General features: G+C 65.4%; 14 protein-coding genes. 7 read left to right on the top strand and 7 right to left on the bottom strand.

Annotated elements, in window-relative coordinates; translation table 11 throughout:
* Positions 1-21: 21 nt before the first annotated feature.
* The 4 genes from DN824_RS06360 to DN824_RS06345 all read right to left on the bottom strand — a co-directional run bounded on the left by DN824_RS06360 (position 22) and on the right by DN824_RS06345 (position 4,971).
* Positions 22-951, bottom strand: a complete 930-nt coding sequence (locus DN824_RS06360) for a triacylglycerol lipase (protein WP_138407505.1) — start codon at positions 949-951, stop codon at positions 22-24.
* Positions 952-1,245: 294 nt separating this feature from the next.
* Entirely contained in the window at positions 1,246-1,743 is a 498-nt protein-coding gene (gene greB / locus DN824_RS06355; protein ID WP_138407504.1) for a transcription elongation factor GreB, read from the bottom strand.
* Positions 1,744-1,783: 40 nt separating this feature from the next.
* The gene (locus tag DN824_RS06350) at positions 1,784-4,288 is read right to left on the bottom strand and encodes an ABC transporter permease (RefSeq protein WP_241666597.1); all 2,505 of its coding nucleotides are present in this window, start codon (positions 4,286-4,288) and stop codon (positions 1,784-1,786) included.
* Entirely contained in the window at positions 4,285-4,971 is a 687-nt protein-coding gene (locus DN824_RS06345; protein ID WP_138407503.1) for an ABC transporter ATP-binding protein, read from the bottom strand. The genes DN824_RS06350 and DN824_RS06345 overlap by 4 nt, the downstream gene beginning before the upstream one ends.
* Here DN824_RS06345 and DN824_RS06340 point away from each other — a divergent pair.
* The 3 genes from DN824_RS06340 to DN824_RS06330 all read left to right on the top strand — a co-directional run bounded on the left by DN824_RS06340 (position 4,958) and on the right by DN824_RS06330 (position 6,950).
* Entirely contained in the window at positions 4,958-5,590 is a 633-nt protein-coding gene (locus DN824_RS06340; protein WP_414718396.1) for an arylesterase, read from the top strand. The genes DN824_RS06345 and DN824_RS06340 overlap by 14 nt on opposite strands.
* Positions 5,591-5,635: 45 nt before the next feature.
* Positions 5,636-5,917 (top strand): hypothetical protein, encoded by a 282-nt coding sequence (locus DN824_RS06335; RefSeq protein WP_138407502.1) that lies wholly within the window; start codon positions 5,636-5,638, stop codon positions 5,915-5,917.
* A 70-nt stretch (positions 5,918-5,987) separates the two neighbouring features.
* Entirely contained in the window at positions 5,988-6,950 is a 963-nt protein-coding gene (locus tag DN824_RS06330) for a L,D-transpeptidase family protein (RefSeq protein ID WP_138407501.1), read from the top strand.
* A gap of 60 nt (positions 6,951-7,010) precedes the next feature.
* On the opposite strand, the gene DN824_RS06325 is transcribed toward DN824_RS06330, so the two are convergent.
* Positions 7,011-7,265, bottom strand: a complete 255-nt coding sequence (locus tag DN824_RS06325) for an Lpp/OprI family alanine-zipper lipoprotein (RefSeq protein ID WP_138407500.1) — start codon at positions 7,263-7,265, stop codon at positions 7,011-7,013.
* Between the two features lie 448 nt (positions 7,266-7,713).
* On the opposite strand from DN824_RS06325, the gene DN824_RS06320 reads away from it, so the two are divergent.
* Positions 7,714-8,001: a GNAT family N-acetyltransferase gene (locus tag DN824_RS06320; protein WP_138407499.1), complete on the top strand. Its 288-nt coding sequence runs from the start codon at positions 7,714-7,716 to the stop codon at positions 7,999-8,001.
* A 40-nt stretch (positions 8,002-8,041) separates the two neighbouring features.
* Here the strand turns inward: DN824_RS06320 and DN824_RS06315 are convergent, their stop codons facing one another.
* Positions 8,042-9,118, bottom strand: coding sequence for a 3-deoxy-7-phosphoheptulonate synthase (locus tag DN824_RS06315; protein WP_138407498.1), 1,077 nt, complete (start codon positions 9,116-9,118; stop codon positions 8,042-8,044).
* 276 nt (positions 9,119-9,394) lie between these two features.
* On the opposite strand from DN824_RS06315, the gene DN824_RS06310 reads away from it, so the two are divergent.
* The 3 genes from DN824_RS06310 (at position 9,395) to cysB (ending at position 12,071) form a co-directional block, all read left to right on the top strand.
* Positions 9,395-10,351 carry a putative 2-dehydropantoate 2-reductase gene (locus DN824_RS06310; RefSeq protein WP_138407497.1) on the top strand — a complete coding sequence of 319 codons (957 nt, stop codon included), beginning with the start codon at positions 9,395-9,397 and terminating at the stop codon, positions 10,349-10,351.
* 142 nt (positions 10,352-10,493) lie between these two features.
* Complete coding sequence (locus DN824_RS06305) at positions 10,494-10,982, top strand: universal stress protein (RefSeq protein ID WP_138407496.1); 489 nt, start codon at positions 10,494-10,496, stop codon at positions 10,980-10,982.
* A gap of 114 nt (positions 10,983-11,096) precedes the next feature.
* Positions 11,097-12,071, top strand: a complete 975-nt coding sequence (gene cysB / locus DN824_RS06300) for an HTH-type transcriptional regulator CysB (protein ID WP_138407495.1) — start codon at positions 11,097-11,099, stop codon at positions 12,069-12,071.
* A 68-nt stretch (positions 12,072-12,139) separates the two neighbouring features.
* On the opposite strand, the gene DN824_RS06295 is transcribed toward cysB, so the two are convergent.
* On the bottom strand, positions 12,140-12,874 hold the full coding sequence (locus tag DN824_RS06295) for a phosphoadenylyl-sulfate reductase (protein ID WP_138407494.1): 735 nt from the start codon (positions 12,872-12,874) through the stop codon (positions 12,140-12,142).
* Positions 12,875-12,984 lie beyond the last annotated feature (110 nt).

The following is a 12,984-nucleotide window of genomic DNA, read 5'->3' as shown; positions in this document are numbered from 1 at the left end:
GGACCGGAGTCCCGGCGGGGTTCAGAGCCCTGCGTTCTTCAGGCGGTTGGCGTGCTGGCGGTAGACGGTGATCGGATCGGTCTCGAACAGGCTGGTCAGGCCAAGGGTCTGGTTCACCTCGTCGAGGTGGTTCATCCGATAGTTGTCGCGGATGACCTGGCCCAGGCGCGAACTGCAACGTCCGACCAGGCCGTCGTTGGCGTCGCCGAAGGCCAGCGATCCTGCGCCGGTCAGGGCGTCACTGATATCCAGCGCGTTGGTCAGCGGGCTGGTGCCACTCCAGGAGTAGTAGCGCACGCCGTTGACCTGATAATCGCCCTCGCCGCAGGCCGAGCGGGGCACGCCCTGGGGGAACCTGGCGTTGAAACGGGCGGCGCCTTCGCTGTTCAGCGACTCCAGGCTTCCGAGCGAATCCTGCGGGTTGCTGCTCGGGCTGCCGCTGAGGAAATGAATCAGGTCACCCATCGCATTGACGATGCCCGAGACGATGGCTTCGCTGGCCGATCCTTCGGGAATGCGCCGCAGCAGATCGGCGACGTCCGAACCTTTGTGGGGCGCGCCGACGCTGGTGACCGAGGCGACGAGGTTGGGGCGGACCGCGGCGACGTAGCGGACCGTCGGGCCGCCATGGCTGTGGCCAATCAGGTTGACCTTCGGCTTGCCGCTGATGGCGATGATCTCCTCGACCTGGGCGAGCAGCTCTTCGCCGCGTACTTCCGAGGTGTTGAGCTGGCTGACCTGCGTGACGTAGACCTGGGCGCCGCCGCTGCGCAGTGCCCGGGGGATGCCATACCAGTAGTCGACGCCGAGCAGGTTGTCGAAACCGAGCATTCCGTGGCCCAGCACGATGGGGTACTGGGTGGCGGTGTAACCGGTCGCTGCATGCGCAGGTGCGCTCAGAATTGCCGCGGCGGCTATGCAGGCGGCAAGCGCGTTCTTCTTGTTGTCCATGTTCGCTCTCTGGGTGCGTGGATCGGAAAGGAGGGGCAGTCCCTTGCCAATCACCGCGCCGGCGGCGCGTACAGCATTCACCCTGGCGCAGCAATCATGCCAGTCACGCAGTGCCGAGGCCTGTGCCGCTCTAGCTGGCAGGACCCGGTAGTTTCGATGTCCCTCGCAGGATCGCGCGCGCGCCCTCCGGTGTTACGGAGCGGAACGGTCAGTGGGCAGGAAGGTAATGTTTCGGATCATGGGCGGCTTTTCGCCGATGATCGTGACTGTTTGGTGCTGGTTTTGACTGTTCGGTCACGGGTATTCGATGGCGGTCACATACCAGGTCTGCTCGCCGGTGGGCGTCTGCACGCGGACCTCGGCGTCCAGCGCCTTGCCGACCAGCGCGCGGGCGAGGGGGGAGTCGATGCTGATCCAGCCCTGCTTGAGGTCCAGCTCGTCGGGGCCGACGATCCGGTAGCGGGCTTCGTCGCCGTTTTCGTCTTCCAGCGTGACCCAGGCACCGAAGTACACCTTGCCGGGGTCGGAGGGCCGTTCGCTGATGACCTTGAGCTTCTCCAGGCGCTTGGTCAGGAAGCGCACGCGGCTGTCGATTTCGCGCAGCATCTTCTTGCCGTAGGTGTATTCGGCATTTTCCGAGCGATCGCCCTGGGCCGCCGCTTCGCTGACCGCCTGGGTCACTTGCGGGCGACGCACGTGCCATAGCTCGTGCAGTTCGGCCCGCAGGCGCGCCTCGCCTTCGGGCGTGATCAGCGGAGTACCGGCGGCGCGGGGCGGACGATAGCGACTCATGAGGCTCTCGGCAGGGAAAAGGGAGCGGATTCTAGCAAGCTCAGGCCTCCCGCAGCACGGTCAGCGGGCTGACCTGCAGTGCCCGGCGGGTTCCGAGCGTGCCGGCGGCTCCGACCAGCACGGCGCCGATCAGCGGCAGCAGCAACAGCCAGGGGTGCGGCTGCCAGCGCAGGTCGAAGGCGAAGTGGTACAGCAACGCCGCCACCAGCTCGCAGCCGACAGCCGCCAGCAGGCCGCTGGCCGCCCCGAGCAGCCCGAACTCCGCACGACGCGCCTTGAGCAGCAGCGCGCGCTCGGCACCCAGGGCACGAAGCAGGGCGCCCTGGCGGATGCGCTCGTCGAGCGTCGCCTGCAGACCGGCGAACAGCACGGCCAGTCCGGCGGCCAGCACGAACAGCAGCACGAACTCCACGGCCAGCGAGACCTGGGCGAGGATGCTGCGGATCTGTGCCAGCAAGGCTTCGACCTGCAGCAGGGTGACCGACGGGAAGTCGCGCGCCAGTTCGACCAGCTGGCGCTCCTGGCCCGGCGGCAGGTGGAAGCTGGTCATGTAGGTGGCGGGCATGCCCTGCAGCGTGCCGGGTTCGAAGATCATGTAGAAGTTGGGCTGGAAGCTGTCCCAGTCGACTTCGCGCAGGCTGCTGACCACGGCGTCCCGGTTCAACCCGCCGATGGTGAAGCTCAGCCGGTCGCCGAGGGCGAGCTGCAGGCTTTCGGCCAGCTCGCTTTCCACCGAGACGCCGGGCAGTTCGCCACGGGTGGCCTCGCTCCACCAGGTGCCCGCGCTCAGATGGTTGTCCGGCGGCAGGTCGGCGGCCCAGGTCAGGCTGAGGTCGCGGTTGATCGCCCGCTCGCCGCGCGACTCCTTGCTCACCAGCTGGCGTACCGGTTCGCCATTGATCGCCACCAGGCGGCCGGGCACGACCGGGTAGAGCGGTGCGGCATGGTCGGAGAGTTGCGCGATACGGGCGGCGAAGGCGTCGCGATCGGCTTCGAGCACATTGAGCACGAAGTGGTTCGGTGCGTTCTCCGGCAGCTGATCCTGCCAGGTGTCGAGCAGTTCGCCGCGCAGCAGTGCGATCAGGGCCATCGCCAGCAGGATCAGGCCGAAGGCCAGCGATTGTCCGGCGGCCGCCAGCGGGTGGCGCAGCAGCTGTCCGAGTCCCAGGCGCCAGGGCAGCGACGAGCGGGCCAGCAGCGTACGCATCGAACGCAGCCCCAACAGCAGCAGGCCGCCGAGCAGAAGGGTCGCGACCAGGCCGCCGCCGATCAGGGCCAGCGTCAGTTTCAGGTCCAGGCTCAGGCGCCACATGATCAGGCCGAGCGCCAGGATCGCCGCGCCATACACGGCCCAGGTGCTGGGCGGCACCGGCAGCATGTCGCGACGCAGGACCCGCAGCGGCGGTACGCGGCCGAGGGAGGCCAGCGGCGGCAGGGCGAAGCCGGCGAGCGCGACCAGGCCTGTGGCGATGCCGGCCAGCGCCGGCCATGGCGTGGCCGGCGGAATCTCGGTAGCGAGCAGGTCGCGCAGCAGATGGAACAGGCCCTGCTGGGCGAGCCAGCCGAGCAGCGCGCCGCAGAGGCTTGCGAGTGCGCCAAGCAGCGCCAGCTGGATGCCGAACAGCAGCAGCGCCTCTCGGCGAGACAGCCCCATGCAGCGCAGCAGGGCGCTGGCATCGAAGCGGCGCGCCGCGAAACGCGCCGCGGACAGCGCCACGGCGACGCCCGACAACAGTACGGCGGCGAGGCTGGCGAGGTTCAGGTAACGCTCGGCGCGGCCCAGCGCGCCGCCGATCTGGCGGTTGCCGTCACGGGCCGTCTCGATGCGCTGATGGGGCTGCAGCGTCGGTTCGATCTGGCGGCGGTAGTCGGCCAGGGCCTCGGCCGAACCGCGCCACAGATCACGGTAGCGCACCCGGCTGCCCGGCTGGACCACGCCGGTCGCGGCGAGGTCGTCCAGGTGCATCAGTACCCGTGGCGTCAGGCTGTAGAAGTCGCCGACCCGGTCCGGTTCGTAGGTCAGCACCCGGGTCAGGCGCAAGGGCTGGTTGCCCACCTCGATGCTGTCGCCGATGGACAGGTCAAGCGCGGCGAACAGTCGCGCTTCGGCCCAGGCTTCGCCAGGTCCGGGTCCGTCGCCGGGTTGCTCCGCCTCATAGGGCGTGGCGGCGCTGCGCAGTTGCCCGCGCAGGGGATAGGGGCTGTCCGCGGCCTTGACGCTGGCCATCTGCAGCTCGTCTTCGGTGGCGACCATGCTGGAGAATTCGACGACCTGCGCGTGGTCCAGCCCCCGCTGCAGGCCGGCCTGGATCTGCTCGTCCTCGGCCGGCGCGCTGCCCTGCAGGACCAGGTCGGCGCCCAGGAACTCGGTGGCGCGCAGCAGCATGGCGTCGTTGAGGCGCGCGCCGAAATAGCCGATGGCGGTGCTGGTGGCGACCGCGATCAGCAGTGCGAAGAAGAGGATCCTCAGCTCGCCGGCGCGCGCATCGCGCACCAGCTGGCGAAAGGCGAGGGCGAGCAGGCGGGTGCTGGGCATGTGGGTCATGCGCTCAGCCCGTCCGCGACCTGGCGACCGGCTTCCAGTCGCAATACACGCTGGCAGCGCCGCGCCAGGCGCTCGTCGTGGGTCACCAGCACCAGGGTGGTGCCGCGCTCGCGGTTCAGTTCGAACAGCAGGTCGGTGATGTGCTCGCCGGTGTGGGTATCCAGGTTGCCGGTCGGCTCGTCGGCGAACAGCACCGCCGGCTCGGCGGCGAAGGCCCGGGCCAGCGCCACGCGCTGTTGCTCACCGCCGGACAGCTGGCGTGGGTAATGGGTCAGCCGCGGACCGAGCCCGACCCGCTCGAGCAGTGCCTGAGCCACGGCCCTGGCGTCGCGCCGGCCGTCGAGCTCCAGCGGCAGCATGACGTTCTCCAGGGCGTTGAGGCTGTCGAGCAGCTGGAAGGACTGGAACACGAAGCCGACATGCTCGGCGCGCACGCGTGCGCGCTGGTCCTCGTCGAGGCTGCCGAGCACCTGGCCGGCCAGCTCCACCTCGCCGCCGCTGGGCAGATCCAGCCCGGCGAGCAGGCCCAGCAGGGTGGATTTGCCCGATCCCGAGGTGCCGACGATGGCCAGACTGTCGCCCTTGGCGAGCTCCAGCGAGAGGTCTTCGAGGATGACCAGCTCGCCTTCCGCGCTGGGGACCACTTTGTTAAGGTGCCGTGCAGTAAGAATGCTGACGCTCATGGAGTATCCGATGCGAATGAGTCTGCTGAGGGGCGGCGTGCTGGCGTTGTTGCTCTGGGCCCAGGGGGCTCTGGCCGGCACTGTGCTGGTGGTCGGGGATAGTATCAGCGCCGCTTTCGGGCTGGATACCACGCAGGGCTGGGTGCATTTGCTGCAGCAGCGGCTGGACGAAGAAGGGCGCGAACACCGCGTGGTGAACGCCTCGGTGAGCGGAGACACCAGTGCTGGCGGGCTGTCGAGGCTACCGGCGCTGCTCGCCGAGCACGAGCCGACCGTCGTCGTCATCGAGCTGGGCGGCAACGATGGGCTGCGTGGTCAGCCGACCGCGCAATTGAAACAGAATCTTGCGCAGATGATCGAACGCTCGGAAGACGCGGGCGCCAAGGTGCTGTTGCTGGGGATGCGTCTGCCACCGAATCTGGGCCCCCGTTACACCGAGGCGTTCGCCGCGGCGTTCGATTCCGTGGCCGAAGAAAAATCGATCGCCTACGTACCCTTCATGCTCGAAGGCGTGGGCGGTGTCTCCGGGATGATGCAGCAGGACGGCATACACCCGACCGCTTCGGCGCAGCAGCGGCTGCTGGATAACGTCTGGCCGGCGCTCGAGCCCTTGCTTTGAGGCCGGAGCGCGGCTACTGTCGCGCCCGATCGAAGGAGCACCCGGATGCCGCGCCCAAGCTGGACCCCCTACGCCTATCGGCTGATCGAGCCGGATGAGCAGTTCGACCTGTTCGCCTGCCGTGAAAACCGGTTGCATCTGGCTGCCCGGCAACTGGAGCTGAACGGCACGGCGGACCGCACGCTCTGTGGCGGGCTGCTCCCGGCCCAGCCGCGCTGGCTCGAGCTGCAACTGCCGATGCTCAAGGATCGGCGCCTGTGCAGCGCCTGTCACGAGCTGTTGAAGGCCCAGCGCAAAGGCCGTTCGGCGTCGACGCTCGCCTGGTAGCTCTCGCCGGCGGCAGCGGTCAATGTACAATCGCAACCCTGTCATTCTCGTATTCCAAGGACTTCTGCCGATGCTGTCGCGTGCGCCTGCGCTGGTTCTCTGTCTGTCTCTCGCCGCCCTGTGCTCGACGTTACCGGCTGCCGCGCTGGAGTTGCCCCTGCCACCGGACGGCAGCGACATCGTCGGTCAGGTCCAGGTCATCAAGGCCCGATACGAGGACACCTTTTCCGACATCGGCGATGCCAACGACCTGGGCTACCTGGAAATGGTCGCCGCCAACCCCGGCGTCGACCCCTGGCTCCCGGGCGAGGGCACCGACATCATCCTGCCGACGCGCTTCATCCTGCCGCCCGGGCCGCGCGAAGGCATCGTGATCAATCTGGCCGAGTACCGGATGTATTACTTCCCCGAGGGCGAGCCGGTGGTGCACACCTACCCGCTGGGCATCGGTCGGGAAGGCTGGGACTCGCCGATCACCAGCACCAGGATCACCGTCAAGACGCCCAATCCGGCCTGGTATCCGCCGCAGTCGATCCGCGACGAACACGCCGCCGAGGGCGACCCGTTGCCGCGCGTTGTGCCGCCGGGGCCGGACAACCCGCTGGGGCCCTACAAGATGACCCTGGCGCTGCCGGGCTACCTGATCCACGGGTCGAACAAGAAGTTCGGCATCGGCACGCGGGTCAGCCATGGGTGTTTCCGCATGCTCAATCACAACCTGCTCGAACTGGCCGCGATGGTGCCGGTCGGGACCAAGGTGCGCATCATCAACGAGCCCTACAAGTTCGGTGTCAGCGAAGGCCGGGTCTATCTGGAGGCGCATACGCCGCTGGAGGCCGAGGAGAAGGGCCTGTCGCTGATGGACAAGCATGCGGCGGTGATCAACGGGCTGCTCAGCCGTGGAGAAGGCTTGGCCAACGTCCGGCTGGATTGGGAAATGATCCGCGACATCATTGCCGCCGAAGATGGCCTGCCGGTTCAGATCGCCGAGCCCGATACCGCCGTCGCCAGTCAGATGGAGTCGATCTTCTGAGGAAGAACTGCGGGCATAAAAAAGCCGACCTCGAGGTCGGCTTTTTCGTATCCGTGTCGCTTACTTGCGGCTGGCACGTTCCAGCATGCGCAGAGCGCGCTCGTTGGCTTCGTCAGCGGTCTGCTGGGCCTTCTGAGCGGCGGCCATGGCTTCGTCAGCCTTGCGGTAGGCTTCGTCGGCACGGGCTTGGGCGCGGGCAGCGGCGTCTTCGGTAGCGGTCAGACGGGCTTCGCTTTCTTGGGTCATGTTATTGCTGCAACCGGTAGCCAGAACAGCGGCCAGAGCCAGAGCAGAGAATTTCAGAACGTTGTTCATCGTGTTCCCCTTAAAGTGGAATTCCATAAAGCAACTTCCCAGTCATGAAAAGTTGGCGCGCACATACTACCTATAACTTCCGGTAAGTAAACTGAGCCAGCGCAACGGCAGCGCTTTTTTCGACCCAGACGTGAGTGCAACTTTCCAGGGCGTTACGGATAACCGTATCAATTATAAGTGCTTTATGAGGTCGTACGGTTTGGTTAGCAAGCGCATCTACGATACGCCTGCTGGTAAGTCAGTTTGAGACCGGAAAAATTCCGCGAACCTGAGGTTGAACCCGCAATCAAATGGATATACGCAGCGCCGCCGCCATTGCCGCGTTTGCTCTTCGGCGATTGTGGCCAAGTCTTGCGAAGCGTTAGCATGACCGAACAATGAGTGGGGTCCTAAGCCCCCTTGAATCGCTGCGGGTCGTTCCGCAGTCCGACCCTGCCGAGGAACGAAGATGAGCGATGCGCTGACCATTCACCATGACCAGGTCGGTCATCAGTTCGAGGTTACGGTCGACGGCCATCGCGCCTATCTGGCCTATATGGACCTGGGCAAGCAGACCCTCGATATCTACCGCACCTTTGTCCCGAACGCTTTGCGCGGTCGCGGAATCGCTGCGCTGCTGGCGCAGGAAGCACTCGATTACGCTGCTCGCGAGGGTTATACGGTGATTCCGTCGTGTTCCTATGTGGAGCGCTACATGGAGCGACAGCAGCAGAAGGGTGTTGCCGCTTCGGAATGAAAAACGCCGGCGATCGCCGGCGTGTTTCATGGATGCACGATTAACCGCGGGGACGCTTGGGCAGCACGTCCTTGAGCTTGGCGTGCATGCCCAGCAGAGCCTTCTCCGTGGTTTCCCAGTCGATGCAGGCGTCGGTGATCGAAACGCCGTACTTGAGATCGGCGAGGTCTTTCGGTATCGACTGATTGCCCCAGCCCAGGTGGCTTTCCACCATCAGGCCGACGATCGACTGGTTGCCTTCGAGAATCTGATTGGCCACGTTCTCCATCACCAGCGGCTGCAAGGCCGGGTCCTTGTTGGAGTTGGCGTGGCTGCAGTCGACCATGATGTTCGCCGGGATGCCGGCCTTGGCCAGTTCCTGCTCGCAGATCGCCACGCTGACCGAGTCATAGTTGGGCTTGCCATTGCCGCCGCGAAGCACGACGTGGCCGTAGCGGTTGCCCTTGGTGGTGACGATCGATACGCCGCCTTCCTGGTTGATGCCCAGGAAACGGTGGGGGCTGGAGACGGATTGCAGTGCGTTGATCGCGACGGTCAGGCTGCCGTCGGTGCCGTTCTTGAAGCCGACCGCCGAGGAAAGGCCCGAGGCCATTTCGCGATGGGTCTGGGATTCGGTGGTGCGAGCGCCGATGGCCGACCAGCTGATCAGGTCCTGCAGGTACTGCGGGGAGATCGGGTCCAGTGCCTCGGTGGCGGTGGGCAGCCCCATTTCGGCGAGATCACGCAGCAGCTGGCGGCCGATGTGCAGGCCGTCCTGGATCTTGAACGAGTCGTCCATGTAGGGATCGTTGATCAGGCCTTTCCAGCCGACCGTGGTGCGCGGCTTCTCGAAGTAGACGCGCATCACCAGGAACAGCGTGTCCGACACCTTCGCCGCCAGCTCCCTGAGCCGCCCGGCGTACTCGTGCGCGGCCTTGAGGTCGTGGATGGAGCAGGGGCCGACGACGATGAACAGGCGGTGGTCCTTGCCGTCGAGAATGTCCCGCACGACCTGGCGGCCGTGGGCGACGGTCTTCAACGCCGCGTCGGTCAGGGGGATCTCGCGTTTGAGCTGGTCGGGAGTGATCAGCGTCTCGTTGGAGGCAACGTTAAGGTCATCGATCGGTAAATCAGCCATCGTGTCACTCGTCTATTCACTGGTGCGCTCCGTCTGCGGCCCGGTGCGGCGGAGCGAGGCGTGGCGCAGCGGGGAAGGAACCTTAGCGTTTATGGGGCGCGCCGACAATGGCAAGCCCTGCGCCCGTGCCGCCTGGCCGGTACCCGTCGGGGAAATCCTCGGGTATTCCGCTGGCCGATCCACTGCCTGGCGTCGCGCAGAGGCTGATATCGTCTGTGGCGTCTACCGGTGCGCCTTGCGGGGCACCCGTCATCTACAGCCATGGAGCGTATTCACATGTCCGAATCCCGACCGCGTATCGGCATCATTGGTACTGGTGCCATCGGTGGCTTTTACGGTCTGATGCTGGCCCGTGCCGGCTACGACGTGCATTTTCTTCTGCGTAGCGAATATTTGGCCGTGGTGGAGAACGGGCTGGTGGTCAACAGTGCCCAGCATGGCTCGCTCAAGCTCCAGCCGGTGCAGGCCTATCGCGATGCCGAGCAGATGCCGCCGTGCGACTGGCTGCTGGTCGGTGCCAAGAGCACCAACAACGCGGCGCTGGTGCCAGCGATACGTGCTGCGGCGGCGCCGGATGCCAAGGTCGTGCTGCTGCAGAACGGTCTGGGTATCGAGGACGGGCTGCGGCCGTTGCTGCCGTCGAACCTGCACCTGCTCGGCGGCCTCTGCTTCATCTGCGCGCACCGCTCGGCGATGGGGGTGATCGAGCACGAAGCGCTCGGCGGCATCAACATCGCCTACCACTCCGGCCCGGCAGACGGGCAGGAGGCGCAGATGTCGCTGGTCCAGGAAGGGGTTTCAATGTTCAAGGCGGCGGGTATCGATTCCACCGCGATGGCCGACCTCGCTCAGGCACGCTGGCAGAAGCTGGTCTGGAACGCGCCGTACAACGGTCTCTCGGTGTTGCTTGGCGCCGGCACCAAGCCGCTGATGGAGAACCCCGACAGCCTGGCGCTGGTCAGGGCGATCATGGAAGAAACCTTCTCGGCCGCGACTGCCTGCGGGTGCCAGCTTCCCGAGGTGCTGGTGGACAGGATGCTGGTCGCGACCAGCCGGATGCCGGACTATCTGCCGAGCATGTATCACGACTTCGCCCATCGCCGGCCCATGGAACTCGAAGCGATCTATGCGGCGCCACTGGCCGCGGCGGCCCAGGCCGGCTGTGCGATGCCGAAGACCGAGGCGTTGCTGCAGGCGCTGCGCTTTCTCGAGGCGCGCAACCTCGATCGATGACCTGTCGTCGCGTCAGGCGCCGATAGTGTGACGGCGGTTATATAAGCGGCACACGAAATCTGGCGAGTGGCCATCCTCGACCGCCGGGGCGTCGGCCGGCTGCTAAGCTCTGATCGGGTCTGACTGCAGTCGAGGAGGCCACGTGATCCGATCAATTCTCTATGCCACGGACCTGAGTCTGTATGCCGCCTATGTGTTGCAGCACGCGCTCTCGCTCGCAAGGGCGTACCGGGCGGACCTCTATGTCGTGCATGCGGTCGAGCCCTTGGGGTTGTTCGCCGAGTCGGTGCTGCAGACCTATCTTGAGCCGGACGCCATCGATTCGCTCCATGATGGCGGGCTGTCGGCCGTCATGGCCAATCTCGAGGCCCGGGTGCACGAAGGCTTCATGGACGACGTGGGCGACGGTATCGACGATCGTGAGCTGATCCGCGCCGTGCGCGTGCTGCAGGGTGACCCGCCGCAGGTCATCCTGGCCGAGGCCGAGCGCCTCGGCGTCGATCTGCTGGTGATCGGCAGCCATAGCCATGGCATGGGGCTGGACACGCCCCTGGGCCGGACCGCGGCGCGGCTGGTCCAGCTGGCAGAGGTGCCGGTCTACCTGGTACCGATGCTGCCGAACCGCACATGAAGATGTGCGCTCGCGCTATGAGCAAAGTGTCGAAAAAGATCTAGAATCTCAGCTAAGCCAGCCATATGGTTATAAAACCCAAGCCGGCTCCGACCTGACCTTTGAGGATCGTTTATGAAGCTGCAGCAACTGCGCTACATCTGGGAAGTGGCGCACCATGACCTCAATGTCTCGGCCACGGCGCAAAGCCTGTTCACCTCGCAGCCTGGCATCAGCAAACAGATACGCCTGCTCGAAGACGAACTCGGTGTGGAGGTCTTCGCCCGCAGCGGCAAGCACCTCACGCGGATCACCCCGGCCGGCGAGCGGATCATCTTCACCGCCGGCGAGATCCTGCGCAAATGCGAAAGCATCAAGCAGATCGCCCAGGAGTTCTCCAACGAGAAGAAGGGCACGCTGACCATCGCGACCACCCACACCCAGGCGCGTTACGCCTTGCCCGCGATCATCGGCGACTTCATCAAGCAGTATCCCGACGTCTCCCTGCACATGCATCAGGGCACCCCGATGCAGATCGCCGAGATGGCCGCCGACGGGACCGTGGATTTCGCCATCGCCACCGAAGCGCTGGAGCATTTCGGCGATCTGGTGATGATGCCGTGCTACCGCTGGAACCGGTGCGTGATCGTGCCCCAGGGCCACCCGCTGGCCAAGCTCGACAAGCTGACCCTCGAAGCGTTGGCCGAGCACCCGATCGTGACCTACGTATTCGGCTTCACCGGGCGCTCGAAACTCGACGAGGCCTTCAGCCATCGCGGACTGTCACCCAAGGTGGTGTTCACCGCGGCCGATGCCGATGTGATCAAGACCTACGTGCGCCTGGGGCTGGGCGTCGGCATCGTGGCCCGCATGGCGGTCGATGCCAAGCTCGACCAGGACCTGGTGATGCTCGATGCCAGCGAGCTGTTCGAGGCCAGCGTGACCAAGATCGGCTTTCGTCGCGGGACCTTCCTGCGTGGGTTCATGTGCGACTTCATCCAGAAGTTCGCGCCCCATCTGGACCGTGGCGTGCTGGAAAAAGCCATCCAGTGCCACAACAAGGCCGAACTGGACGAGCTGTTCGCCGACGTCGAGCTGCCCACGCACTAGCAAAAGGCCCGCAAGCAAAAATGCCATTCGGTATACCGAATGGCTTTTTTTTGGGGGGCGGGGTGCCGTCAGGCCTTGGCGATCAGGTTGCCGGCGTGCAGGCCGCATTCCTTGTGGGTGGCTTCTTCCCACCACCAGCGGCCCTCGCGCTCGTGCTGGTTGGGCAGCACCGGGCGGGTGCAGGGCTCGCAGCCGATGCTGACGAAGCCGCGCTCGTGCAGGCTGTTGTAGGGTACTTCGAGCATGCGGATGTAGCCCCAGACCTCTTCGCTGGTCATCTGCGCCAGCGGGTTGAACTTGATCAGGGTGTTTTCCGGCGTGGAGAAGGTCGTGTCGAGCTCCATCACCGAGACCTGACTGCGGGTGCCGGGGCTCTGGTCGCGGCGCTGGCCGGTGGCCCAGGCGCGCACGCTGGCGAGCTTGCGGCGCAGCGGTTCGATCTTGCGGATACCGCAGCATTCACCGTGGCCGTCGCGGTAGAAGCTGAACAGCCCTTTCTCCTTGACCAGCGGTTCGAGCAGGGCGGGGTCGGGGGTCTGGATGTCGATGGCGATGTTGTAGTGTTCGCGAACCTGCTCGATGAAACGATAGGTCTCGCCGTGAAGACGCCCGGTGTCGAGGGTGAACACCTTGACGTTCTTGTTCAGCTTCCACGCCATGTCCACCAGCACCACATCCTCGGCGCCGCTGAAGGAAATCCACAGGTCATCGCCGAACAGGTCGAAGGCGAGGGTGAGAATTTCCTGCGGCGACTTGCCGGCATAGGTCGCGGCGAGTTCGGCGATATCGAAGGTTTGGCTCATCAGGCGGTTCCTTTGTATGGCGCTTGGCGGCGCTCTCAGGGCCGGGGATGGTAGCAAACCCGTGTTATGCCTCTAAATAATCTTTAAGGCATAAAACCCCGTCGGTATGG

Source organism: Stutzerimonas nosocomialis, from assembly GCF_005876855.1.
Classification (GTDB): domain Bacteria; phylum Pseudomonadota; class Gammaproteobacteria; order Pseudomonadales; family Pseudomonadaceae; genus Stutzerimonas; species Stutzerimonas nosocomialis.
Note: the sequence above shows the minus strand (reverse complement) of the source record. Positions and strands in the feature narration are given on the sequence as shown.

Coding starts and splice junctions, on each gene's coding strand:
- DN824_RS06295 (WP_138407494.1), bottom strand. CDS start 12,874: ATGAGCCAAACCTTCGATATCGCCGAACTCGCCGCGACCTATGCCGGC.
- greB (WP_138407504.1), bottom strand. CDS start 1,743: ATGAGTCGCTATCGTCCGCCCCGCGCCGCCGGTACTCCGCTGATCACG.
- DN824_RS06335 (WP_138407502.1), top strand. CDS start 5,636: ATGCCGCGCCCAAGCTGGACCCCCTACGCCTATCGGCTGATCGAGCCG.
- DN824_RS06310 (WP_138407497.1), top strand. CDS start 9,395: ATGTCCGAATCCCGACCGCGTATCGGCATCATTGGTACTGGTGCCATC.
- DN824_RS06340 (WP_414718396.1), top strand. CDS start 4,958: ATGCTGACGCTCATGGAGTATCCGATGCGAATGAGTCTGCTGAGGGGC.
- DN824_RS06350 (WP_241666597.1), bottom strand. CDS start 4,288: ATGACCCACATGCCCAGCACCCGCCTGCTCGCCCTCGCCTTTCGCCAG.
- DN824_RS06320 (WP_138407499.1), top strand. CDS start 7,714: ATGAGCGATGCGCTGACCATTCACCATGACCAGGTCGGTCATCAGTTC.
- cysB (WP_138407495.1), top strand. CDS start 11,097: ATGAAGCTGCAGCAACTGCGCTACATCTGGGAAGTGGCGCACCATGAC.
- DN824_RS06315 (WP_138407498.1), bottom strand. CDS start 9,118: ATGGCTGATTTACCGATCGATGACCTTAACGTTGCCTCCAACGAGACG.
- DN824_RS06345 (WP_138407503.1), bottom strand. CDS start 4,971: ATGAGCGTCAGCATTCTTACTGCACGGCACCTTAACAAAGTGGTCCCC.
- DN824_RS06325 (WP_138407500.1), bottom strand. CDS start 7,265: ATGAACAACGTTCTGAAATTCTCTGCTCTGGCTCTGGCCGCTGTTCTG.
- DN824_RS06360 (WP_138407505.1), bottom strand. CDS start 951: ATGGACAACAAGAAGAACGCGCTTGCCGCCTGCATAGCCGCCGCGGCA.
- DN824_RS06330 (WP_138407501.1), top strand. CDS start 5,988: ATGCTGTCGCGTGCGCCTGCGCTGGTTCTCTGTCTGTCTCTCGCCGCC.